The 23,389-nt window shown below is 61.1% G+C and carries 20 protein-coding genes; 7 read left to right on the forward strand and 13 right to left on the reverse strand.

Annotated elements, in window-relative coordinates:
• Positions 1-81: 81 nt before the first annotated feature.
• The 5 genes from BLV09_RS09760 to BLV09_RS09780 all read right to left on the reverse strand — a co-directional run bounded on the left by BLV09_RS09760 (position 82) and on the right by BLV09_RS09780 (position 8,084).
• Positions 82-3,228 carry a multidrug efflux RND transporter permease subunit gene (locus tag BLV09_RS09760; protein ID WP_146687138.1) on the reverse strand — a complete coding sequence of 1,049 codons (3,147 nt, stop codon included), beginning with the start codon at positions 3,226-3,228 and terminating at the stop codon, positions 82-84.
• Between the two features lie 38 nt (positions 3,229-3,266).
• On the reverse strand, positions 3,267-3,965 hold the full coding sequence (locus BLV09_RS09765; RefSeq protein ID WP_100381212.1) for an ABC transporter ATP-binding protein: 699 nt from the start codon (positions 3,963-3,965) through the stop codon (positions 3,267-3,269).
• Positions 3,962-5,821, reverse strand: a complete 1,860-nt coding sequence (locus tag BLV09_RS09770) for a branched-chain amino acid ABC transporter ATP-binding protein/permease (RefSeq protein ID WP_146687139.1) — start codon at positions 5,819-5,821, stop codon at positions 3,962-3,964. Before BLV09_RS09770 ends, BLV09_RS09765 begins: the two co-directional genes overlap by 4 nt.
• 13 nt (positions 5,822-5,834) lie before the next feature.
• Positions 5,835-6,710 (reverse strand): branched-chain amino acid ABC transporter permease, encoded by an 876-nt coding sequence (locus BLV09_RS09775; RefSeq protein ID WP_100381210.1) that lies wholly within the window; start codon positions 6,708-6,710, stop codon positions 5,835-5,837.
• 108 nt (positions 6,711-6,818) lie between these two features.
• Complete coding sequence (locus BLV09_RS09780) at positions 6,819-8,084, reverse strand: substrate-binding protein (protein WP_174556592.1); 1,266 nt, start codon at positions 8,082-8,084, stop codon at positions 6,819-6,821.
• Positions 8,085-8,544: 460 nt separating this feature from the next.
• Between BLV09_RS09780 and BLV09_RS09785 the strand changes: the two genes are divergently transcribed.
• The 6 genes from BLV09_RS09785 to BLV09_RS09810 all read left to right on the forward strand — a co-directional run bounded on the left by BLV09_RS09785 (position 8,545) and on the right by BLV09_RS09810 (position 14,486).
• Positions 8,545-9,009: a hypothetical protein gene (locus BLV09_RS09785; protein WP_146687140.1), complete on the forward strand. Its 465-nt coding sequence runs from the start codon at positions 8,545-8,547 to the stop codon at positions 9,007-9,009.
• Positions 9,010-9,142: 133 nt separating this feature from the next.
• Complete coding sequence (locus tag BLV09_RS09790) at positions 9,143-9,619, forward strand: MarR family winged helix-turn-helix transcriptional regulator (protein ID WP_100381207.1); 477 nt, start codon at positions 9,143-9,145, stop codon at positions 9,617-9,619.
• 147 nt (positions 9,620-9,766) lie between these two features.
• Complete coding sequence (locus BLV09_RS09795) at positions 9,767-10,804, forward strand: branched-chain amino acid ABC transporter permease (RefSeq protein WP_146687141.1); 1,038 nt, start codon at positions 9,767-9,769, stop codon at positions 10,802-10,804.
• Positions 10,801-12,573 carry a branched-chain amino acid ABC transporter ATP-binding protein/permease gene (locus BLV09_RS09800; protein WP_146687142.1) on the forward strand — a complete coding sequence of 591 codons (1,773 nt, stop codon included), beginning with the start codon at positions 10,801-10,803 and terminating at the stop codon, positions 12,571-12,573. The genes BLV09_RS09795 and BLV09_RS09800 overlap by 4 nt, the downstream gene beginning before the upstream one ends.
• Entirely contained in the window at positions 12,570-13,295 is a 726-nt protein-coding gene (locus BLV09_RS09805; RefSeq protein ID WP_146687143.1) for an ABC transporter ATP-binding protein, read from the forward strand. The genes BLV09_RS09800 and BLV09_RS09805 overlap by 4 nt, the downstream gene beginning before the upstream one ends.
• 42 nt (positions 13,296-13,337) lie before the next feature.
• Positions 13,338-14,486, forward strand: a complete 1,149-nt coding sequence (locus tag BLV09_RS09810) for an ABC transporter substrate-binding protein (RefSeq protein WP_146687144.1) — start codon at positions 13,338-13,340, stop codon at positions 14,484-14,486.
• A 147-nt stretch (positions 14,487-14,633) separates the two neighbouring features.
• Here BLV09_RS09810 and BLV09_RS09815 read toward each other — a convergent pair whose 3' ends face one another.
• From BLV09_RS09815 to BLV09_RS09835, 5 genes are all read right to left on the reverse strand, one after another.
• On the reverse strand, positions 14,634-15,458 hold the full coding sequence (locus BLV09_RS09815) for an SDR family NAD(P)-dependent oxidoreductase (protein ID WP_146687145.1): 825 nt from the start codon (positions 15,456-15,458) through the stop codon (positions 14,634-14,636).
• Positions 15,459-15,468: 10 nt separating this feature from the next.
• Positions 15,469-16,188: an RraA family protein gene (locus BLV09_RS09820; RefSeq protein ID WP_100381201.1), complete on the reverse strand. Its 720-nt coding sequence runs from the start codon at positions 16,186-16,188 to the stop codon at positions 15,469-15,471.
• Between the two features lie 144 nt (positions 16,189-16,332).
• Positions 16,333-17,214 carry a CDP-diacylglycerol--serine O-phosphatidyltransferase gene (gene pssA / locus BLV09_RS09825; protein ID WP_167559063.1) on the reverse strand — a complete coding sequence of 294 codons (882 nt, stop codon included), beginning with the start codon at positions 17,212-17,214 and terminating at the stop codon, positions 16,333-16,335.
• Between the two features lie 79 nt (positions 17,215-17,293).
• The gene (locus BLV09_RS09830; RefSeq protein WP_146687146.1) at positions 17,294-17,992 is read right to left on the reverse strand and encodes a phosphatidylserine decarboxylase; all 699 of its coding nucleotides are present in this window, start codon (positions 17,990-17,992) and stop codon (positions 17,294-17,296) included.
• A 61-nt stretch (positions 17,993-18,053) separates the two neighbouring features.
• Complete coding sequence (locus BLV09_RS09835) at positions 18,054-20,012, reverse strand: ABCB family ABC transporter ATP-binding protein/permease (RefSeq protein WP_146687147.1); 1,959 nt, start codon at positions 20,010-20,012, stop codon at positions 18,054-18,056.
• A 173-nt stretch (positions 20,013-20,185) separates the two neighbouring features.
• Between BLV09_RS09835 and BLV09_RS09840 the strand changes: the two genes are divergently transcribed.
• The gene (locus tag BLV09_RS09840; RefSeq protein WP_146691043.1) at positions 20,186-20,776 is read left to right on the forward strand and encodes a TIGR00730 family Rossman fold protein; all 591 of its coding nucleotides are present in this window, start codon (positions 20,186-20,188) and stop codon (positions 20,774-20,776) included.
• A gap of 35 nt (positions 20,777-20,811) precedes the next feature.
• Here the strand turns inward: BLV09_RS09840 and BLV09_RS09845 are convergent, their stop codons facing one another.
• Genes BLV09_RS09845 through BLV09_RS09855 form a run of 3 tightly spaced genes read right to left on the reverse strand, consistent with a single transcriptional unit; the run spans position 20,812 to position 23,307 of the window.
• A complete protein-coding gene (locus BLV09_RS09845; protein WP_146687148.1) occupies positions 20,812-21,189 on the reverse strand; it encodes a VOC family protein in 378 nt (125 codons plus the stop codon).
• 10 nt (positions 21,190-21,199) lie between these two features.
• A complete protein-coding gene (cimA, locus tag BLV09_RS09850; protein WP_146687149.1) occupies positions 21,200-22,798 on the reverse strand; it encodes a citramalate synthase in 1,599 nt (532 codons plus the stop codon).
• A complete protein-coding gene (locus BLV09_RS09855; protein ID WP_146687150.1) occupies positions 22,795-23,307 on the reverse strand; it encodes a GNAT family N-acetyltransferase in 513 nt (170 codons plus the stop codon). Before BLV09_RS09855 ends, cimA begins: the two co-directional genes overlap by 4 nt.
• Positions 23,308-23,389 lie beyond the last annotated feature (82 nt).

The raw sequence follows: 23,389 nt of genomic DNA on the forward strand, positions 1-23,389 counted from the left end.
GGTTCCCGGATTTCACCCCGACCGTTGGAGCCAGTAAAGCTTGAATTCGGCAAATCTACCGATGTTCCATGGCCTCAACGACTATTCGGCCGCGTATTTCTGCTGGTCATGTTCGGCCCCTTCCGGGGACGTGTCGGATTTACGTGTCCGGCTCCAGCGCGAAAGCGCATTCGAGAAGTTATCGAGATAGAGATAGACCACGGGCGTCGTGAACAGTGTCAGCGCCTGGCTCACGATCAGCCCGCCCACCATGGCGTACCCCAGCGGCTGGCGAATCTCGGAGCCGGTGCCGGTGCCGAGCATCAGCGGCACGCCGCCAAGCATCGCCGCCATCGTCGTCATCATGATCGGGCGAAAGCGCAAGATAGCAGCTTTGCGGATCGATTCCCGCGGCGACAGATGCTCGTCGCGCTCGGCCGAGATCGCGAAGTCGACCATCATGATGCCGTTCTTCTTCACGATTCCGATCAACAGGATGATGCCGATCAGGGCGATCAGGCTGAAATCGAAACCGAACGCCATCAGGATCGCAAGCGCGCCAACGCCCGCCGATGGAAGCGTCGACAGGATCGTAAGCGGATGGATGTAGCTTTCATAGAGAATGCCCAGGATCAGGTAGACCACGACGAGGGCCGCCATGATCAGCAACGGAACAGTGCCGAGCGATTGCTGGAACGCCTGTGCCGTGCCCTGGAAGCTCGAAGTCAGCGTCCCGGGCGCGCCCAGATCAAGCACCGCTTTCTGAATAGCCGCGGTGGCCTGGCCGAGCGCCACGCCCTGGCCGAGATTGAAGCTGATGGTGATGGCCGGAAACTGGCCCTGGTGGGCGATCGAGAGCGGCCTCACGGGCACCGTCGTCCATTTGCAGAATACAGATAGCGGCACCTGACCGCCCGTGGTCGGCGACTTGACGTAGATCTTGTCGAGCGTATCGAGCCTGCCTTGCAGTTCGGGGAGGATCTCCAGCACCACGTGGTAGCTGTTGAGCTGGGTAAAATACTGCGTCACCTGACGCTGGCCGAACGCATCGTACAGCGTGTCGTCGATCAATTGCGGCGTAATGCCGTAACGCGACGCGGTATCGCGATTGATCGCCAGCGTCAGCGTTGTCCCCTGGGTCTGCTGGTCGGTCGCGACGTCGCGCAATTCGGGAAGCGTTTGCATCCTGGCCAGAATTTTGGGCGCCCACCCATTCAACTCGTCCAGATTGGCGTCCTGCAGCGTGTATTCGAACTGCGTGCGCGTGGCGCGACCGCCGAGCCGCACATCCTGCGAGGCCTGCATATACAGCCTCGCGCCTTCGACCTTTTCCAGTTTTGGCCGCAGTCGCGTAATGATCTGCCCTGCGTTGGCATTGCGCTCTTCGTGGGGTTTCAGGGTAATGTACATGCGGCCGGAGTTAAGCGCGGTGCCGCCGCCGCCGATGAACATGGCAATGCTGTCGACTGCGGGATCGGCCTGCACGATGTTGCTGAGTTCCTCCTGATGTCGTTCCATGTCGGCAAAGGAAATGTCCTGCGCCGCCTCCGATGTCGCGGTAAGAAAGCCGTTGTCCTGTTGCGGGAAAAAGCCCTTGGGAATGATGATGAAGAGATAGACCGACAGCCCTACGGTTGCGAAGAAGATGACAAGCGTCGTCTTGCTCCAGCGCAGCGCCAGGTCCAGTCCACGTTCATAGCGGTGAAGCATCCCGTCGAAGGCGCGTTCGCTCCATTGATAGAACTTGCCGTGCTTCAGCTCACTGTGCGCCCGCAGGAAGCGCGAAGCCATCATCGGGGTCAGCGTCAGCGAAACGACCAGCGAGACGAAAATGGCCATCGAGAGCGTCACCGCGAATTCGCGGAACAATCGCCCGATGATTCCGCCCATCAGCAGAAGCGGAATCAACACGGCGACCAGCGAAATACTGATCGATACGATGGTGAATCCGATCTCGCTGGCGCCCCTGAAGGCGGCAGCCAGCGGCTTCTCGCCCCGCTCGATGTAACGTGTGATGTTTTCCAGCATCACGATGGCGTCGTCGACCACGAATCCGACAGCGATCGTCAAGGCCATCAGCGACAGGTTGTCGAGCGTATAGCCGAATGCCCACATCAACGAGCAGGCGCCGAGCAATGCCAGAGGCACCGTGACGCTCGGAATGATGGTCGCCCACGCACTTCGCAAAAAGATAAAGATCACCATGATTACCAGCATGATGGTGATCAATAGTGTGAATTGCACATCCTTGACGGCAGCACGGATGGTCAGGGTCTGGTCGCTGATGATCTTGATCTTGATGGCGGGAGGAATGGCGGCAATGAGCCTTGGCAATTGCGCCTTGATCTTGTCGACGGTGTTTATGACGTTGGCACCGGGCTGCTTGAAGATCACCAGGAAGACGCCGCGCTTGCCGTCGGCCCAGGCGGCCTGCTTCATGTCCTCGGGCCCGGCAATAGCCTTGCCGATGTCCCGGATCCGCAGAGGACCCCCATTGCGATAGGCGATGATGACGTCGTTCCAGGCGTCCGGATCCAGCAACTGGTCGTTGGCATAGATCGTATAAGCGCGCTTTACGCCGTCGATGTTGCCCTTCGGACTGTCGACCGTCGTTGCCGCGATCTGGCTGCGGATATCTTCCAGGGACAAACCTTTGGCCACCAGCTTGGCTGGGTCAATCTGGACGCGGATTGCCGGCTTTTGCTGGCCTCCGATGAACACCTGCGCGACACCCGAGATCTGGCTGATCTGTTGTCCAAGCTGGGTATCGACCGCATCGCTCACCTTGATCAGGGGCAGCGTATCCGACGTCGCCGACAACAGCAGTACCGGCGAGTCCGCCGGATTGACCTTCCGGTAAGTCGGTGGCGTAGGCAGGTTTTTCGGCAACTGCCCGCTGGCAGCGTTGATGGCGCCCTGCACGTCGTTGGCGGCGCCGTCGATGTTGCGGTTAAGGTCGAACTGGATCGTGACCGCGGTCGAGCCGAGCGAACTCGTCGAGGTCATTTGCGCAATGCCGGGGATTTGCGCGAGCTGCCGCTCCAGCGGCTGCGCCACCGAGGAAGCCATCGTTTCGGGGCTTCCACCCGGCAAGGATGCAGAGACTTGAATTGTCGGGAAGTCGACCTGAGGCAGAGGCGCTACCGGCAGCAGCGGATAGGAAACGACGCCGACGAACAAAATGCCCGCCATCAGCAATGACGTTCCGATCGGGTAGCGAATGAATGGCGCCGAGATGCTCTCGTTCATGCGAGTTGCTCCCTAAGTCGCGACTGCACTTCACTCCGTTAGACGCCGAGGTAACGCTGTAAAATCTCAGGCTGAGCCTTGATCTCCTGGGCCGGGCCCTCGTGAACAATATGTCCGTTGTTGACGATGTAGATGCGCTGCGCGAGCGTCAGCGTCGCCGCCAAATTCTGTTCGACCAGCACGATGGTCTGACCGGCCGCGGCGAGATCGCTGCACGCCTTCATGAGGTCGCGCACGATGATCGGGGCCAGTCCTTCGAACGGCTCGTCGAGCAGAATGATCTTCGGATCCCGCACCAGCGCGCGCGCGATCGCCAGCATCTGCTGCTCGCCGCCGGACAGGTCGGTGCCGCGGTTGCCGCGCCGCTCCTTAAGCCGCGGGAACATCTCGTAGATACGGTCGAGCGGCCAGCGCTTCGAGGCGGTCAGCCCCGCCAGAACAAGATTTTCCTCGACATTGAGGCTGCCGAAGATCCTGCGATCCTCGTGCACGAGCTGCATGCCCGCCTGCGCGATGGCGTGACTCTTTCGCCCCGCAATATCGACGCCGTCGAACATCACCGAGCCCGCGCGCGGCGTCACCACGCCCATCAGGCTTTTCAACGTCGTGCTCTTGCCGGCGCCATTGCGGCCGAGCAGCGCCACCACCTCGTTACGCTCGACCCGCATCGAGACGTCGAAGAGGATATGGGAATCCCCATAATAGCTGTTCAGGCCATTGACCTCGAGCAGGCTCATGCGTCGAGCACTCCATGCACGCCGCCCAGATAGGACTCTTGCACCGCCGCACTGCCCTTGATTTCCTGCGGCGTGCCTTCAACCAATACGCGGCCTTCCTGCAATACAGTCACGCGCTCGGCCAGTTCGAACAACGCATCCATGTCATGGTCGATGATGATCATGGTGCGATCCCGGCTGATCGATTTGAGCAGCCTCACCGTCTCCACACGTTCGCGCGGGCTCATGCCGGCAAGCGGCTCATCCAACAGCAGCAGGCTCGGCGACGTCGCCAGCGCCAGCCCGATTTCCAGACGGCGCTTCTCGCCATAGGCAAGCTCGGACACCGGCGTGTCGGGCCGCGACGCAAGATTGACGAGCTGGAGCGTACGTTCCACCTGCTCGTTCAACCCGGGGATCTTATCCAAACTCCGGAACAGATCGAGACGAAACTTTCCGCGCAGTTTGGCCAGCGCCGCGATGACGATATTTTCCCGAACCGTGAGCCCGGTGAACAGCTGATTGACCTGATAGCTCTTGGTCAAGCCGAGCTGGCATACGTCGGTGACGCCGGTAGCCGTGATGTCCCGCCCTTCGAATACGATCTTGCCCGAGGTCGGCGAGACCTCGCAGGTCAGCATCTTGAAGAAGGTCGATTTCCCGGCACCGTTAGGCCCGATGATACCACGCAGCTCGCCCCGGTTGACCGTGAAATCGATGTCGCTGTTGGCAACCAGGCCGCCGTAGCGTTTGGTCAGGCCAGTTGCCTGCAGGATGGGACCATCAGCGGCTTCGCTATGCCGAGCCGACGGCTCACTGGCGCTTTCAGCTACTGCCTTCTGTTCATCGGCGGCGGCGAAATCGGGCACGGGCGCCGCCTCGTCCGGCTCGATATGCTTTGCACGCTTGCCGGAAATCAGGCCGTACAGATCCTCAAGACCGCCGATAATGCCGCGGCGCAGGAAGCAGACCAGCAGCACGAAGATGACGCCAAGCACGAGCTTCCAGGCCGCACCCAGCCCCAGCGCGGCCTGCAGGAAATCCTGCAGGAACAGCCAGACGGCCGCACCGACCAGCGGGCCGAACAATGTCCCGCGGCCGCCGATCGCGGTCTGCATCACCAGCTGACCTGATGTGTCGAAGGTAAAGGCATCGGGAGGCATGAACGCCTGCAGCACGCCGAGCAGCCCGCCGGCAAACCCGGCATAGGCAGCCGCGATCACGAATGCCGTGAGCTTGTAACCGTGGATGTTGTGGCCGACAGCGGTGGCGCGCAGCGGATTGTCCCGGATCGCGCTCAGTATCGCGCCGACCGGCGAGCGCACGATGCGCAGCGCGATCACGACGCCGATGAAGTAACACAGCGCAAGAAACTGATAGAGCGACCAGCCGGTCGTAAAATGAACGGTCGTAAAGCCCAGATTGAAGCTCGGCGTCGGCACGCCCGGCAAACCGTTCTCGCCACCGGTCCAGTCCGCCAGCGGATTGAACTCAACGAAAAAGAACACTTCCGCGATCGCCACCGTGATCATGGCGAAGTAGATGCCGGTACGCCGCAGCGCGATCAGCCCCACGAGATAACCGACCGCGGCGGCGGCAATCATGCCGATGACCAGCGCCAGGACGACATTGGGAAAACCGGCGCGGGTGAGAAGATAGGCCGCGACAAAGCCGCCGGTGCCATAAAAGGCCGACTGGCCGAACGAAAGCAGCCCGGTAAAGCCAAACAGGATGTCGAAGCCGAGACCGAACAGGCCCCAGACCAGGATCCGGTTTACCGTGTTGGGTGCAAAACCGAGATGAGGCAGCAAGAACGGTGCGACGATCAAGCCGATCGCCGTCAGCGTCTCAACCAAAAAGCGACGTTGCTTGAGCATCAGCTGACCACGCTCATTCCCGGCCCTGCGTGCCGAGCAGGCCGTGCGGCCGCACCACAAGCACAAGCGTCATCGCCGCAAACAGCATGACGTAGGCATAGCCGGGGTTAAACATCGAGGTGATGCTGATGATTTCACCGGCGATCAGGCCGCCGAGAATGGCGCCCGGAAACGATCCGACGCCGCCAATCACCACCACCACAAAAGTTTCAACCAGGATGTCATCGCCGACACCCGGCGTCAGCGAGACAACTGGCGCATTGACGATGCCGGCAAAACCGGCCGCCATCGCGCCGATGCCGAACACGATCATGAACACGCGATAGACATTGATGCCGAGCGAGTCGACCATGACAGAATCTTCGATGCCGGCCCGCACGATCATGCCGAGCCGCGTACGGTAGAGAACGACGAACAGGGCGCCGAGCGCGACCGCCACGATGCCGACAACCGCCAGGCGGTAGGTCGGGTAATACATGAAGCCAAGCGACGTGATGCCCTGGAATAATGGCGGCGGCGGCACCAATTTCGACTCGCTCGAGAAGAAAAGGCGGACCAGTTCGACGAAGCAGATGCTCAGCCCGAACGTCACAAGCAGCTGATCCTCGTGCGGACGATGATAGAAGTGACGGATGATCAGTCGCTCCATCACCACGCCCACCAGCATGACAAACAATGAGCCGGCGATCACAGCGACGATAAACGAACCTGTATATTCGTAGGCGACGTAGCCGGCGTAACCGCCGAGCATGAACATCGCACCATGCGCGAGGTTGAGCACCCCGAGCGTGCCGTAGATAATGGTCAGGCCGGAGCTGATCAGCGCGAGCAAAGCTCCGAGCGCCAACCCATTGAAGAGCTGTGAAATGAAATTCGGCCAACTAATCATGAAAAGAATTCGCAAAACCCGGTTGGTCGGCTGGCCCGATCGTCAAACGCAGCAACTAAAAAGGCGCCGCAGGGAATATAGCCTGCGGCGCCAGGGTTCAAGCGTCGCTCAGGTATAATCGCCGAGATTGCAGCCAAACGCGTCCGGCTTCTGCATCAATCCCTCGCCGGGCACGATTTCGACCACGTCATAGTAGTCTTCCTTGCCCTTCATGTCCTTTTCCATCTTGCCCTTGACGATAATGACGGGACGAACGCACTGGTGGTCTTCCTTGCGGTAGTGCACGTCGCCAACCAGGGACGGGATCGTTTCTTCCTTCTCATAGGTCTTGATGACATCTGGCGGATAGAAGGTGCCGGCCTCTTCGATCATGCGCGCCCAGTGCGCGAAGCTGATGTAGGAGTTTGCCGCGCCCCACTCAGGCTTGTAGCCGTTCTTCTTCTCGAACGCCTCGTTGAACATCTTGGCCAGCGGATACTTGTCCTCGATGGTCCACCAGTAGTCGGTGGAAGCATAGACGCCCTGCATCAGGCCACCGGTCTCGCGGGCGAGGAACGGCACCTGGTAGGGAACGATGAGCTTCATCTTGTCGAGCACGCCGAACTGCTTGGCCTGCTGGATCGACAGCACGGCATCGTGTCCCCAGTTGACGTTGATGAGGACGTCGGCGCCGGAATTGGCGACATTGAGCAGATAGGATGAATAGTCGGGCGCGCCGAGCGGCGAGACCTGGTTGGTGGTCGTCGTCCATCCCGCAGCCGCGAGTTGATCCTGCATCGACTTCGTAACGGTGTGGCCATAGGTGTAGTCCGGCGTCAGGTAAGCGGCCTTCTTGTTCTTGCCGAAGGTCTTGATCAGCACCGGGCTGATCGCGGCTGCAGCCGTCTGGCCGTAGAAGTTCTGACGGACACCATAGCGGACGCAGTCCTTGCCGGTGGTGTCGTTCGAACCGGAGATACCGCACACGAACAGAACCTTTTCGCGTTGCGCGAGCTTGTTCAGCGCGACCGCCACGGCGCTCGAAGTGCCGCCGGTGATCATGATCGCCTTGTTCTCGCTGATGAAGCGCTGCTGCGCCTGCACGGCTTCGTTCGGCTTGGCGGCGGAATCCGCGACGCCGTATTTCAATTCCTTGCCAAGCAGGCCCTTGGTGGTCTTGGGCGAGATCTTCTTGATCAGCTCGTGACCGCTGTTGATGTGCTCGATCGCAAGCTCGTAGCCCTTGAGCTCGTCTTCGCCCTGCACCGCATAGGTCCCGGTGCGCGGCACGGAAATGCCGATGAAAACCGAAGAACCCGATGAGCCGGCCGGATATGTCCCGATTTCCGGATGATCCTCGGCAAATGCCGGGAGCATCATCCCCGCTGGAAGCATCGCTCCACCTGCCAGCCCTGCAGCGGTCTGCAACAGCCTGCGACGGGAGACTACGAGGCCCGAATCTTGTCCGACAATTGCGTTTTTCACTACCGGTCCTCCCAACTATTTATTGTGACGTATCCGACTTTAGTCGGACATTCAGACGATATCGCACGAGCTGGCGCTCCTGCGTGGATGCGCGCTGTGTGCTGATGTGGTGCGGCCATATCGCTTCACGATATGCGCCGCTGTCAATGTCACTTTCGTCGCAGAAGGGCACACTTGCATCGGAATATATATCGTCTCACGATATACGGATAGCTCCGCCCGGATTGTGCAGTGCGGTGCACGGAAGCAGCCTGGCAGGACAGGAGAGGAAATGCCTGCGAAAGACGGCGCTATCGCGCGAGACCGGCACGCAGTCGCAGCGTCAGACGAAAAAGTCGAGCGTGCATTTTCGACCGGCGCCCGCTTCAAATTGGCGGAAGACGCGGCCTCCCCGGCCCGGGGCGGCATTGCCACGTTCGGGCGCGCTCATTCCCGTGGGCTCAGCAACCGCGCCCTGAACGTTTTGAAAATGTTGGCGGCTGAAATCACCGGCGAATGTGCGACCCGAGAGCAATGGATTCCGTCTACCGCCTTGCTACGGGAAATGACGTTCAAGCATCTGCTGACCGCGCGAAACTGCGGCCCTCGAACCACGGCCGAGATCGTCCAGTGGGCGCAATCGCAGGGGGTGACGATTCAGCCGCTACTCTACGCGGGCAAATCGCTCTCGGAAACATGGAGAGACTTGAGCGCGAAATTTACCGCTGGCGAACTCACCCATGCCGAAATCGCGGCAGCCCTCGAAAAATCCGTGCGCCGCAAAAGCACGACGATCCCGATCGCCGTTCAGAAGATTCTGTTGCATCTTCTCAATACGGCCAACGGAAAATCCTGAGGCTTGAGCCTCCCGCCGAAAAGGCTGGAATCATCGCCACCGGCCCGGCATATTGTACCATCGACCGGGATGCGCGACGTATTGGTGTCGCCGACACCGGCAATCCGCGCACGCGTGCAGCATAGGGATGGGAATGGCCGTCTCAACAAGAGGACCACGACGCCCGGCAAAGGCTCGCGCCCGCGAGGCGTCAGATGGTCGCAATACGCCCGATGTCGTGGATTATGAAGCGCTCGCGCGGCTGCGATATGAATTGCGGAAATTTCAGGCATTCAGCACCGCCGCGGCCGAGAAGGCCGGGCTGACGCCTCAACAGCATCAGACGCTTCTTATCATCAGGGGATTTTCCAACCGCGACCCTGTTTCCATCGGTGATCTTGCGAAGTTTCTGCTCATTCGGCACCACACCGCTGTCGAACTGGTGGATCGAATGACAAAACTCGAACTTTTGAGCCGGGTCGTCGACGACGCCGATGGCCGGCGCGTTCTGGTGAAGCTGACAAGGGAAGGCGAAAAACGGCTCCAGAAGCTGTCCAAAATCCATTTGAGGGAGCTTCGGGCCATCGGCCCGACCCTAACCAGGATGCTGAAGCCGTTTCAGCAATCCTAAGGTTGCGAAATCCCGTCGTCACCGGACTGGGCCGAACTATCCGCTTGAATTAGGCAGACGGTTGGTGAATTTGGCTGCAACGAAAAAAGCCAGCGCACCGGGCAGCACAATCCCCGGATACAGCGCCTCCCGGGGGATCGAACGCGCGTGGACGCAACCATTTTCCTGTTCCTGCTGCAGGACGGCATCATCAACGGTGCGGTCTATGCGCTCGTTGCGATCGCGACCGTATTGGTGTTTGCGGTCACGCGGGTCATCCTGGTCCCGCAGGGCGAGTTTGTGGCGTTTACCGCGCTGACCATTGCTGCGCTCGAGAATGGCAAAGTTCCGTCGACGCCATGGTTGTTGCTGGCGCTTGGATGCCTGGCGGCAACCTCCGAGCTGGTGCGGCATTTTCGCGAGCTGACCGTGCGGCGCGTAGCCAGGATCGTGCTGTTCGATCTGGCGTTGCCGATCGCTCTCCTGCTGCTGACGCGAACGCTGGCGCCGCTGAAGCTTGGCCAGGCAGTGGACATCCTGCTCGCGATCGCGCTGATCACGCCGATGGGCCCGATGATCTATCGTATCGCGTTCGAGCCGATCGCTCATTCCAGCGTCCTTGTGCTGCTGATGGCCGCGTTCGGCGTGCATTTTTCGCTGACCGGGTTGGGCCTGTTGTTTTTCGGACCCGAAGGCACCGGTACGGCGCCGCTGTCGTCGGCCTCGTTTTCGCTCGGCGACCTCGTCGTGACCGGCCAAAGCGTCGCAGTGGTGGTGGTCACGGCGCTGCTGCTGGCATTGTTCGCGGTGTTTTTCGGGCGAACCCTGCTCGGCAAGGCGCTCCGCGCCTGCTCGTCGAACCGTATCGGCGCGCGATTGGTGGGGATTCCGACCTCGGCGGCCGGACAAATCGCGTTCGCATTGGCCGCTCTTCTCGGCGCGGTTTCCGGCGTGCTGGTTGGCCCATTGATGACGGTGTTTTACGACAGCGGCTTCCTGATCGGATTGAAAGCCTTCGTTGCGGCGATCCTCGGCGGGCTCGTGAGCTATCCCATGACAGTGCTCGCGGCGCTTGGCGTCGGATTTGCCGAAGCGTTGTTCTCATTCTGGGCGAGCAACTTCAAGGAAGTGCTGGTTTTCACACTGATCATTCCGGTTCTTGCCTGGCGCTCGGTGTATGCGCCGCACGCCGAGGAAACCGAATGAAGCTGCCTCGCGGACCCGTTATTCCCGGCGTTTGCGCGTTGGCGATCCTGATCGCGCCGTTCACGGGGCTGCTGCCGGACTATTGGATCACGCTCTTCAACTACATCGGCATTTCGAGCCTTGTCGCGATCGGTCTCGTGCTGTTGACCGGTGTCGGCGGCATGACGTCGTTCGGACAGGCCGCCTTTGTCGGCTTTGGCGCCTACACCACCGCCGTCCTGACTTTGCGTTTCGGCATCTCGCCGTGGCTGACGCTACCCGCTTCGCTGGTTGTGACGATGCTTGTTGCCGGCCTGATCGGCGCGATCACGGTCCGCCTGTCCGGCCACTATCTGCCGCTTGGCACCATCGCCTGGGGCATCGCGTTTTTCTATCTGTTTGGCAATGTCGGCTGGCTCGGCGCGCACGATGGCCTCGACGGCATCCCTGCCCTGCGGATCGGCTCGCACGCGCTGATCAAGCCACGCGAGTATTTCGTGGTGGTCTGGATCGCCGTCATGCTCGCGGTGGTCGCGACGCAAAATCTGCTCGGCGGCCGCGTCGGTCGCGCGATCCGCGCGCTTCGGCGCAGCACCCGCGCCGCTGAGGCTTTCGGCGTGAATACTTCTGCCGCCAAGCTGATGGTGTTCGTCTATGCCGCGATGCTGGCGGGCCTTGCGGGCTGGCTCTACGCGCACTTCCAGCGTTCTGTTTCGCCCGGTCCGTTCGGAATCGGAGCCGGCACCGAATATCTTTTGATGGCGGTTCTGGGCGGCGCCGGGCGCGTCTACGGCGCCATTCTCGGCGCCGCGGGAATTACGGTGCTGCGCGATCAATTGCAGAATTTTCTGCCGTGGCTCGTCGGCAATACCGGTAATTTCGAAGCGATCGCGTTCGGCGCGATCCTGGTGCTGATCCTGCAATCGGCATCCGGCGGATTATGGCCGATCCTGTTTGGGCTTCCGCCGCCACCCAGGCTGCCGATTCCGCCCAAGGATCAACATTTGCCCGATCGCGTGCTGCCCGCAGCCGGGACACCGCTGTTGCAGGCGCAATCCGCACGCAAGGCATTCGGCGGGCTGGTTGCCGTGAATGACGTCAGCTTCGAGGTCGCAAGCGCCGAGATTATCGGCCTGATCGGTCCCAATGGCGCCGGCAAGAGCACCACCTTCAATCTGATCACCGGCGTGCTTCCGCTGACCTCCGGCCACATTCAGTTCGAAGGCCATGAGTTGCGGGCCCAGACGCCACAACGGGCCGCAACGCTTGGTCTCGGGCGCACCTTTCAGCACGTTGAAATCGTGGCCGATATGAGCGTGATCGAGAACGTCGCGCTCGGCGCGCATTTGCGCGGATCTGCCGGTATGCTGCGTTCGATCCTCGATCTCGATCGCGCCGAAGAAGCGCTGCTGTTTGCCAATGCGCAACGTCAGCTCGATCGCGTCGGTCTCACCGATGTCGCGTTCAAGCCGGCCGGCACGCTGGCGCTCGGCCAGTTGCGGCTGGTCGAGGTCGCGCGTGCACTATGTCTCAATCCGGTGCTGCTGTTGCTCGACGAGCCCGCCGCTGGCTTACGCGTCGGCGAGAAGAAAGCACTGGCGCGTTTGCTTCGCGAGGTCCGCGGCGAGGGAATCAGCGTGCTGCTGGTCGAGCACGACATGGATTTCGTCATGAGCCTTGCGGATCGCCTGGTGGTGCTGGACTTCGGCACCAAGATCGCCGAAGGCGTGCCCGCTGATATCCGGCAGAATCCCGCCGTGCTCGAAGCCTATCTCGGAGGCGTATCGTGACCGCGCCGCTGCTGGATGTTCGCGATCTCTGCGTTTCCTACGGGCGCGCACAGGTCGTGCACAACGTCTCGATCGCGGTGAACACGGGCGCCCTTGTCACCGTGATCGGCTCCAATGGCGCGGGCAAGACAACGCTGCTCAACGCCATCATGGGGCTGCTGAAGGCCAAGGGCCGCATCGGATTCCACGATGCCGAGATGAGTTCAGTGTCGCTGGAGAACCGCGTGCAGGCCGGTCTTTCGCTGGTACCGGAACGGCGCGAATTGTTCGCCGACATGCCAGTCGAGGACAATTTGCTGCTCGGAGGGTTTCGGCGGTCTCGGGCCGAACGCAAGCAGACCTTGAGCGAGATTTATACGCGTTTGCCGCGGCTGCAAGAGCGGCGGCAGCAGCTGGCCGGGACGCTGTCCGGTGGCGAACGGCAGATGCTGGCGATGGGCCGCGCGCTGATGGCGCGGCCGGTGCTGCTGATGCTCGATGAGCCAAGCCTGGGGCTCGCGCCGCGCATCGTTCGCGACGTCTTTCATATCCTGACCGACTTGCGCAAGACCGGCGTTTCCATTCTGCTGGTCGAGCAGAATGCGCGGGCCGCGCTCGAAGTGGCGGACTATGCTTACGTGATGGAGCTCGGCGCCATCACCACGCAGGGACCGCCGGCGGAAATCGCCCGGGACCCGAGACTGGTCGAAAGTTATCTCGGCCTGGGCGGCAACGAGTATTAGAATAGAGACAATCAAACCAATAACAAACCGGAGGGAAACGTCATGTTAGGAAATAAGGGATGGATGATCGCGCTGACGGCCGTGGTGCTGTCCGCCGGCAGCGCGCATGCGCAGATCAAGGTTGGCATCACCATGAGCGCGTCCGGACCGGGTGCTGCGCTCGGCCAGCCGCAAAGCAAGACGGTCGCGGCGCTGCCGAAAGAGATCGCCGGTCAGAAAATCACTTACTTCGCGCTGGACGATGAATCCGATCCGACCAAGGGCGCGCAGAACGCACGCAAGCTCATCACCGAAGAAAAGGTCGACGTATTGATCGGCTCATCGCTCACGCCGGTCAGCCTGCCGCTGATCGATATCGCGGCCGAAGCCAAAACACCCCTGCTCTCGCTTGCGGCTGCTGCCATTCTGGTCGCGCCGATGGATGACAAGCGCAAATGGGTGTTCAAGGTCGTACCGAATGACGACATCATGGCCAACGCGATCCTCAAATACATCGCCAAGACCGGCGTCAAGACGCTGGGCTATATCGGCGTCTCCGACGCGTATGGCGAAGGCTATTACAAAGTACTGAGCGAGGCCGCGCCCAAGCTCGGCATCACGCTGACAGGCCACGAAGTCTACGCGCGCAGCGATGCCAGCGTCACCGGGCAGGCTTTGAAGATTCTCGCCACCAAGCCCGACGCGATATTCGTGGCTTCAGCGGGCACGCCGGCCGTGTTGCCGCAAAAAGCCTTGCGCGAGCGCGGCTACAAGGGACCAATTTTCCAGACCCATGGCGTCGCGACAGAAGAGTTCATCAAGCTCGGCGGCAAGGATGTGGACGGCGCGATCTTCACCGGCGAAGCCTTCACCGTCGTCAACGACCTGCCGGCGGACAGCCCGTTCCGGAAGACAACCGCGGCCTTCGTCGACGCCTACAAGGCCGCGAACGGAAACATTCCCTCGATCTTCGGCGCGCATCTCTGGGACTCCATGACCCTGGTGGAGCATGCGATACCGGGAGCGCTGAAGGTAGCCAAACCGGGGACCGAGGAATTCCGCGCCGCGCTGCGCAATGAGATCGAGAAGACCAAGGATCTCGCGCTCAACAACGGCCTCTCCAACATGACGCCGGACAACCACAATGGCTATGACGAACGTTCGGCCTTCCTGATTGAAGTCAAGGACGGCGCGTTCCACATGGTCAAATGATCCGGGTCGGCGTTCTCGTCATTGCGAGGAGCCAACGGGTCGGCGCGAAGCGCCGCCCGATGACACGAAGCAATCCAGGGGGCCTAGTAAGACGCCCGATGGATTGCTCCGCTTCGCTCGCAATGACAACAAAACGCTGGCCGTGATTCAACCGAGGCCCGTGAGCTCCAGGCTGAGCGCCCGCAACCGTTTGCGGGCGGCCTCATCATAGGCCTGCGCGTTGGCTTTCGACGGCTGCATGCCGTTGTAGAATAGTCCGGTCTTGCCGGCGACATCGTCGCCTTCAGCCAGATGCAGGATGGCCTTGCCGCCCTGCTCGACCGTGCTGATCGGCGTGATGCCGCCCTCGCGCACCATCGTGGTGTTCATGTAGGTGGCGGGATGCAGCGAGTTGACCGTGACATCAGATCCCTTGAGCTCGTTGGCGAGATCGATGGTGAACATGATTTGCGCGAGCTTGCTTTGCGAATAGGCGCGCGTGCCGTCGTAGCCTTTCGTAATCATCACGTCATCGAAATCGATCGGGTACTGGCCGAGTGAGGCGACATTCACGATACGCGACGGCGCGCTTGCCTTGATCAGCGGCAGCAGCAGATGCGCGAGCAGAAACCCCGCGAGATAGTTCACGGCAAAGCGCAATTCATATCCGTCCGCGCTGGTCCGGCGCTCGGACCCGAGCGTGCGCGAGCCAATGCCGGCATTGCTGATGAACACGTCGAGCCGCTTCTCACTGGCGAGTACCGCTTCGGCAAGCTGTCGAGCGCCGGCAAGCGACGACAGATCGGCGTGATAGAAGGTTGGCTCACCGTGTCCTTGACGGCGTATCTCGTCGGCAAGCGTTTTCGCCCGCTCCCTGTCGCGGCCGTGGATCAGGACCTTGGCGCCGGCGGCGGCCAGTCTGGCCGCAACATAGCGGCCGACACCATCGGTCGAGCCGGTGATCAGGACCGTCTTGCCGTCCATCCTCGCCATATGGTCTCCGTTAGTGGATTTCAGCCGAACGCTTCAGCGCCTCTTTGAGTTTTTCGAGCGTGAAGTCGGGGCTGCGCGCAATCTCCAGAATTGGCGTCTCACGGCGTCCGCAGAGTTCGGCCGCATCGGGCAATTTCGCCGCGATATCGTGCGGGATCACGATGGCGCCGTGGCTATCCGCGTGAATCAGATCGTCGGAACGCACCGTCATTCCGGCAACGCGAACCTCGCCGCCAAAACTTTCGGCATGGACCCAGGCATGCGACGGGCCGATCGAGCCCGCCAGCGCCTGGAAGCCCGGCGCCCATTGCGGAATGTCGCGGATCGATCCGTCGGTGACGACGCCGATGCAGCCGAGCGCCTTGTGGACGTTGCTCTGAACCTCACCCCAGAACGCACCGTAACCGACATCGGCGCCGTCGATGTCCTGGATCACGGTGATACGCGGGCCGTGTCCGGTCCCCATATATTCGTAGTACTCGATCCGCCGCTTGGCCTGTTCGGCGGCCGGCAGGCCGGACTGAAGGACCGAGCGGATCGTCACGGTCCGCGCGTAGCCGACGATCGGCGGCAAATCAGGAAATGGGCAAACCAGCGGCTTCGTCGTGTAGCCGATCAGCCGACGCTCCGGCGCAACGATCTCCATCGCGTTGCAGATCGTCGGCGTGTCATAGCGCGCCAAGGCTTCGAGGACGGAAGCGGGCAGCGGCGCGGATACGGATTTCGTCACGGCGTTCTCTCCTGATCGTTAAAGCCGACCGATTGCTCCGGGCCGGATATGATCAGGCTATACCCGACATTGGGAACGAACCCAACCGGCCGATCTCTCATGCCAGATATTTCGGAATAACGCCCGCTTGGCCGTCGATCAGGTTCAGTTCAGCCGAACTGGCCGGTCGCCCGGTTGCGGCTCGGAAACGGGCGGTGCGTACGGTGGCGGCGGCGGGGTTGATGGCGCCACATTGGCCGGAACGGCGTTTTGCGCAGCGGCTTTGCGCGCGTGGTCGCGATAGGATTTCCAGCCCGCCGGCAGGCTCACAAGGTAGAGCACCGATCCCACCGAGAGGATGTGCCAGGGATAACCGATCAGAAGTGCAATGAAGAAAACGACGGAGACGAAAACCGGCAGCACCATTTCCGGCGGCACGCGCATGCGCACGGTCTTGCCGGAAAACACCGGCAGGCGCGAAACCATCAGGAACGCAATCAACAATGTGTAGAACGCGGTGAGCACCGCCGGAGGCTTCGGCACGCCCAGGAACGCGAGGTAGATCGGCAGCAGTACCGTGATCGCGCCGGCAGGCGCCGGAACACCGGTAAAGTAATTTGCCGCAAACGCAGGTTTGTTCGGATCGTCCATGGTCGCGTTGAAACGGGCGAGCCGCAGGCCGCCGCTGATCGCGAAAACCATCGCCGCGATCCAGCCGCCATTGTTCAGATAATGCAGTTGCCAGAAGTAAAGGATCAGGCCCGGCGCCACGCCGAAATTGACGAAGTCAGCCAGGCTGTCGAGTTCGGCGCCGAATTTCGACTGGCCCTTGATCATGCGCGCCACCCGGCCGTCGAGGCCATCGAGCACGGCCGCGAACACGATCGCGGCTACCGCCAACTCCATCCGCCCTTCGGTGGACAGGCGGATCGCCGTCAGCCCCGCGCAGATCGCAAGCAGCGTGATGACGTTGGGCACCAGCATCCGCACCGGAATCGGGCGAAACCGGCGGCGACGCATTTCGGTATAGTTCGGATCAAGAGGCATCTGCATGGCCGCTCTTATATAGCAAGCACGAAGCCGCTCCGCCATCGCGGCAAGCCGCATGATCCCGTCGTTCAGATGGTTAATCAGCCCGATAAGTGCGGCCGGGATCGCCCAGCCTGAAATCCGCCAAAATGGTCTCGCCTGCCACCGCGGTCTGCCCCTCGGAGACCAGCGCGCTGGTTCCCTCAGGCAGATAGACGTCGAGACGCGACCCGAAGCGGATCAAACCGAACCGCTCGCCGGCGCCGATCGACTGCCCTTCGCGAACAAACGACACAATCCGCCGCGCGACCAGCCCTGCAATCTGGATGACACCGATCCGGCCGTTCGGTGTCGAGATCACGAGCGAATTGCGTTCGTTGTCTTCGCTCGCCTTGTCGAGTTCAGCGTTGATGAATTTTCCCGGCCGATACGCAATCCGGTCAATCCGTCCCGCCACCGGGCTGCGATTCACATGACAGTTGAACACGCTCATGAAGATCGAGACGCGTGGCAATGGTCGATCGCCGAGCCCGAGTTCGGCCGGCGGCAATACTTGCGTGATCATCGAGACGCGTCCGTCGGCCGGCGCGACAACAATACCTTCCCGCACCGGCGTTACCCGCACCGGGTCGCGAAAGAACAGCGCGCACCAGATCGTCAGCAGCGTGCCGATCCAGCCAAGCGGCGTCCAGATCCAGAACAGGATCAGACTGCCAAGCGCAAAGCCGCCAATGAATGGATAGCCTTCCGGGTGGATCGGCGGAATCTGCGCGCGAATGGAATTACCAATGGACATCAAAGCTCACTGCAGTTTGCTATTCTTACCCTCTTCGCTTGTGCGAGAGGGCTATTTCAAATCATTCGGCAGCGGCCGGTGTCGCCAGCGCGTCATCGATCGGAGGGGGTGACCGGTTAGGCGCTTCGCCGTCGTCGCCAATCCGCGCCAGCTTCTCCCGCGCTTCCTCAGCCTCGCGCTGCCTGTTCCACATACTGGCATAAAGCCCGTCCGTTGCCAAAAGCTGGGAATGAGTCCCACGTTCGGCGATCCGGCCCTGATCCAGCACAATGATTTCGTCAGCGCTCACCACAGTCGAGAGCCGGTGCGCGATCACCAGCGAGGTGCGGTTGCGCGACACCCGTTCCAGGGCTCCCTGGATTTCGTGCTCGGTGTGGCTGTCGAGCGCCGACGTCGCCTCGTCAAGCAGCAGAATGGGCGGCGCCTTGAGGACGGTGCGCGCGATCGCCACGCGCTGCTTCTCACCGCCCGATAGTTTCAGACCGCGCTCGCCGACCTGGGTCTCATACCCCTTCGGTGACATCCGGATGAAGCTGTCGATTTGGGCCAGTTGTGCCGCCTGCTCCACTTCGGCGTCGGTCGCGTCCCAGCGGCCGTAGCGAATGTTATAACGGATAGTGTCGTTGAACAGAACAGTGTCCTGCGGCACCATTCCGATCGATGCCCGCAGCGAAGCTTGCGTGACGTTCCGGATATCCTGACCGTCGATCAGGATCTTGCCGCTGGAAATGTCATACAGACGAAACAACAGGCGTGAAATCGTCGACTTGCCGGCGCCGGATGGACCGACGATCGCAACCGTCTTGCCGGCCGGGACTTCAAAGCTGAGGCCTTTGAGGATCAGCCGTTCGGGATCGTAGGCGAAACGCACATCTTCGAAGCGGATATTGCCCGACGTCACGATCAGCGGCTGGGCGCCGGGAATATCCTTCACTTCCGGTTTTTGCGACAGAACGACGAACATCTTCTCGATGTCGATGATCGCCTGCTTGATCTCGCGGTAAACCATGCCCATGAAATTCAGCGGCTGGTAAAGCTGGATCATCATGGCGTTGACCATGACAAAATCGCCCACCGTGTTCCTGCCGCTACGCACGCCCAACGCGCACATCAGCATGGTCGCCGTCAGGCCTACGGTAAAAATAACCGCCTGGCCGGTATTGAGAACTGCGAGCGAGGTGTAGGTTTTCACGCTGGCGCGTTCATAGCGCTCCATCGAATGGTCATACCGCGTGGCTTCGCGCTCCTCGGCGCCGAAATATTTGACCGTCTCGTAATTCAGCAGCGAGTCGATCGCCTTGGTGTTCGCCTCGGTGTCGGAGTCGTTCATCTTGCGGCGGATATCGATCCGCCATTCGGTCGCGATGTAGGTAAAATACATGAACACCACGACCGTGATCATCGTGGCCAGCAGATAACGCCAGTCGAACTTCCACAGCAGCACCGCCATCAACAGCGAAACTTCGACGATGGTCGGGATGAGTTGCAGGATCACCATCCGCACGATGGTCTCGATGCCGGTGCGGCCGCGCTCGAGCACGCGGGTCAGTCCCCCGGTCTTGCGCTCCAGATGAAAGCGCAGCGACAGCTCGTGCATGTGGACGAAGGTGAGATAGGCGAGCTTGCGCACCGCATGCATCGCCACTTTTGCAAAGATGCCGTCGCGCCATTGGGTCAGGACCGCCATCAGCACGCGCAAGGCGCCGTAGCTGGCGGTCATGATCAAGGGCGATGCGATCAGCCACAGCGCCCAGTTCGACGCCTGTACGGGGGCGGTATCGGCGCCGGTCAGCGCATCGATCGCCCATTTGAATGTGAAGGGTACCGACAGTGTCGCGATCTTGGCGATCACCAGCAGCACCATCGACCAGACCACGCGCATCTTGAGATCGGCGCGATCGCTGGGCCAGATATATGGCCAAAGATGCGCGAGCGTCCCGATCAAGGTGGCGCGTTCGACGAACTTGTCGGAAACAGGCTGCGCTGCGCCGGCGCCTCGGGAGGAATCTGTGTGAGCCATCTATCGTGCCTGGCAGCTTACCCGAGCAATAGCGATTAAGTGATTTGGTTTCGTCATGCCGCTTTCATATAGGGTTTTTGGCTATCTTCGCACCCTCCAGGGCAAATCTTTTCCGTCTGCGAATCACTATCCCTGCGACGCTTAGCCTTGACGCTGCTGCGTTGCGGTGCCACATCGCTGCCGTGACGAAAATCAGCAACATCTGCGTCTACTGCGGCTCGAGCCCGGGTACCAATCCGCGGTTCATCGAGGCCGCGAAGGATTTCGGCAAGATTCTTGCCGAGAACAAAATCAACCTCGTCTATGGCGGCGGCTCATTTGGATTGATGGGGGCCGTGGCGACATCCGTGCTTGACCACGGTGGTACCGTGACGGGCATCATTCCGGAATCCCTGGTCGCCCGCGAGCGCGCGCTAAAGACGGTTCAGGAAATGGTGGTGACCAACCACATGCATGAACGCAAGCAACTGATGTTTGACCGTTCGGATGCATTCGTGGCACTTCCGGGCGGCGTCGGCACGCTGGAGGAACTGGTCGAGCAGCTTACCTGGGCGCAGCTCAAGCATCACCGCAAACCGATCATACTCTGCAATACCGATTCGTTCTGGACCCCGCTGCTTGAAACCTTCGAGCGGATGAAATCCAGCGGCTTCGTCTATAATTCGGAAGTGCTCGACAATTTGATCTGCGATGACGTTAGCGAGATCCTGCCCATGATCCGTCGCAAGATGACGGCTGCCGCCGCTGAGCCCGCAAAGCCCTGATCGGGACCAAAGCCGCGCATCGACATGTCCGGCCGTCAATCGTTTGGAAACGTCACCGCCTCGATGCGATTGCCATCGGGATCGATGATGAAAGCCGCATAGTAGCGCACGCGATCATGCGGACGCAGCGATGGTGCACTTTCCGAGGTTGCGCCGGCTGCCAGGGCCGCGGCATGAAAGGCGTCGACTTCGGCTGTCGATTTCGCGCGCAGGCAAATATGGGCGCCGCTATCCGGGGCTAGGCGCTGCATTCCGGTTCGCAGGTTGATCCAGACTTCCGGATAGGTCTTGCCAAAACCGACCATCGCAGGCCGCGTCACCAGCCGGGAAATCCCGAGCGGCGCAAAGGCGCGTTCATAAAATGGGACCGCACGCTCCAGATTGCTTACAGCCAGCGAGACATGGTCGATCATGGCCTGCCCCTTACGCCGGCGCGCCGGATTTCACCAGTTTGTAGATAACCGAGTCCATCAGCGCTTGAAACGAGGCGTCGATAATATTGGGCGATACGCCGACCGTGGTCCACCTCTCGCCCGCCTCGTCCTCGCTCTCGATCAGCACCCGCGTGACGGCTTCGGTGCCGCCATTGAGGATACGCACACGGTAGTCGATCAGCTTGAGGCCTTCGATATAGCTCTGATACTGGCCGAGGTCCTTGCGCAGCGCCACGTCGAGTGCGTTGACCGGACCGTTGCCTTCGGCCGCCGAGATCAGTTTCTCGCCGGCGACATCGACCTTCACCACCGCCATCGCCACTGTCACGCGCTGACCGTTGGAGTTGTAGCGCTGTTCGACGTTGACATCGAATTGCTCGACGCGAAAATATTCCGGCACCCGACCAAGCGTGCGCCGCGCCAGCAATTCAAACGACGCGTCGGCGGATTCATAGGCGTAGCCCGCCGCTTCGCGCTCCTTCAATTCCTCGACAAGCCGCGCCAGCTTCGGGTCTTTCTTGTCGTAGGGAATGCCGACGCGATCGAGTTCGGCAATGACGTTGGAACGGCCGGCCTGATCGGAAACCAGCACCTTGCGGTGATTTCCGACCAACTCGGGCAGCACGTGCTCATAGGTCTGCGGATCCTTCAGAACGGCGGACGCATGAATGCCGGTCTTGGTCACGAACGCGCTTTCACCGACATAGGGCGCATGCCGGTTCGACGCACGGTTGAGCATGTTGTCCAGCGTCCGCGAAACCTTCATCAGGGTCGCCATCTTGTCAGACGAGACACCGATCTCGAAAGCGTCGGAGAACTCGCGCTTGAGCCGCAAGGTCGGGATCAGCGAGCATAGATTGGCGTTGCCGCAACGCTCGCCGAGGCCGTTTAGCGTGCCCTGGATTTGCCGTACACCCGCGCGCACCGCAGCCAGCGAATTGGCGACGGCCTGCTCGGTATCGTTATGCGCGTGAATGCCGACGTGATCGCCGGGGATCTGCTTGACGACCTCGCCTACGATGGTCTCGATCTCGTTCGGCATGGTGCCGCCATTGGTGTCGCACAACACCACCCAGCGCGCGCCGGAATCATAGGCCGCCTTTGCGCAAGCGAGCGCAAACTCCGGGTTCTCCTTGTAGCCATCGAAAAAATGCTCACAGTCCAGCATAACTTCGCGGCCCGCGGCCTTGGCGGCCTTCACGCTGTCGCGGATCGAGGCCAGATTCTCTTCGTTGGTGGTCTCCAGCGCCACCCGCACCTGATACGCCGAGGATTTCGCGACAAAACAGATCGCGTCGGCCTTGGCCTCCAGTAGCGCCGCGAGGCCAGGATCGTTCGAGGCCGAGCGGCCGGGCCGCCGGGTCATGCCGAACGCGGTGAAGCTGGCATGATCGAATTCCGGTTTCTCGGCAAAGAATTCGGTATCGGTGGGGTTGGCGCCGGGATAGCCGCCCTCGACATAATCGATGCCGAGTTCGTCGAGCATCTGCGCGATCAGCTGCTTGTCCTTCAGGGTAAAATCGACGCCGTTGGTCTGCGCGCCGTCGCGTAGCGTGGTGTCGAACAGATAGAGGCGTTCGCGGCTCATGATGGAACTCCGGGCGCTGCAGCATCGACCAAGGTCTTCTCCATGGTGGTGTTGGCGAGCCACTCACCATTGACGATGACGCTGTTGCGCTGCTTGGCGACATAACCGCGCTTGGCAAAAAATACCTGCGCGTTGTCGCTGGCATCGACCTTGAGGCTCTTGGCACCACGGGCGCCCGCGAGCTTTTCCAGCGCCTCGCACAGCATCGAGCCGACGCCCTGCCCGGCCGCGCTGGGGTGGACGTAGAGCATGTCGATATGATCAGCGCCCTTCAGCGAAGCAAAGCCGACGGGCGAATTCTGCAGCGTGGCGATCAGCGTGAGTTCGGAGGCCAAGCGCTTGCCGAATGGCTCTTCGTCGTCGGCAACGCCGGCCCAGGCTTGCTGCTGCGTCTCGCTGTAATCCTCGCCGGTCAACTCCTCGATGGCGGTAACGAAGATCGCCGCCAGGACAGCCGTATCCACCGCAAGAAACGGCCGCAAAGCAGGTTTTGGCAATGCCTGTCCCATCGCGTCAAAACACTCCGAGCGATCTTGCGACAGGCGCAATCGCGGTTGCAGCCAATTTGACAGGGATCGAACAGTCCCAATA

This window comes from Bradyrhizobium canariense, from assembly GCF_900105125.1.
GTDB classification, from domain to species: Bacteria; Pseudomonadota; Alphaproteobacteria; order Rhizobiales; family Xanthobacteraceae; genus Bradyrhizobium; species Bradyrhizobium canariense_A.

Excerpts from the sequence above, each read along its gene's own strand:
- BLV09_RS09760 (WP_146687138.1), bottom strand. The coding sequence starts at position 3,228 with ATGAACGAGAGCATCTCGGCGCCATTCATTCGCTACCCGATCGGAACG.
- BLV09_RS09765 (WP_100381212.1), bottom strand. The coding sequence starts at position 3,965 with ATGAGCCTGCTCGAGGTCAATGGCCTGAACAGCTATTATGGGGATTCC.
- BLV09_RS09770 (WP_146687139.1), bottom strand. The coding sequence starts at position 5,821 with ATGCTCAAGCAACGTCGCTTTTTGGTTGAGACGCTGACGGCGATCGGC.
- BLV09_RS09775 (WP_100381210.1), bottom strand. The coding sequence starts at position 6,710 with ATGATTAGTTGGCCGAATTTCATTTCACAGCTCTTCAATGGGTTGGCG.
- BLV09_RS09780 (WP_174556592.1), bottom strand. The coding sequence starts at position 8,084 with ATGCTTCCAGCGGGGATGATGCTCCCGGCATTTGCCGAGGATCATCCG.
- BLV09_RS09790 (WP_100381207.1), top strand. The coding sequence starts at position 9,143 with ATGGCCGTCTCAACAAGAGGACCACGACGCCCGGCAAAGGCTCGCGCC.
- BLV09_RS09800 (WP_146687142.1), top strand. The coding sequence starts at position 10,801 with ATGAAGCTGCCTCGCGGACCCGTTATTCCCGGCGTTTGCGCGTTGGCG.
- BLV09_RS09810 (WP_146687144.1), top strand. The coding sequence starts at position 13,338 with ATGTTAGGAAATAAGGGATGGATGATCGCGCTGACGGCCGTGGTGCTG.
- BLV09_RS09815 (WP_146687145.1), bottom strand. The coding sequence starts at position 15,458 with ATGGCGAGGATGGACGGCAAGACGGTCCTGATCACCGGCTCGACCGAT.
- pssA (WP_167559063.1), bottom strand. The coding sequence starts at position 17,214 with ATGCCTCTTGATCCGAACTATACCGAAATGCGTCGCCGCCGGTTTCGC.
- BLV09_RS09830 (WP_146687146.1), bottom strand. The coding sequence starts at position 17,992 with ATGTCCATTGGTAATTCCATTCGCGCGCAGATTCCGCCGATCCACCCG.
- BLV09_RS09835 (WP_146687147.1), bottom strand. The coding sequence starts at position 20,012 with ATGGCTCACACAGATTCCTCCCGAGGCGCCGGCGCAGCGCAGCCTGTT.
- BLV09_RS09845 (WP_146687148.1), bottom strand. The coding sequence starts at position 21,189 with ATGATCGACCATGTCTCGCTGGCTGTAAGCAATCTGGAGCGTGCGGTC.
- cimA (WP_146687149.1), bottom strand. The coding sequence starts at position 22,798 with ATGAGCCGCGAACGCCTCTATCTGTTCGACACCACGCTACGCGACGGC.
- BLV09_RS09855 (WP_146687150.1), bottom strand. The coding sequence starts at position 23,307 with ATGGGACAGGCATTGCCAAAACCTGCTTTGCGGCCGTTTCTTGCGGTG.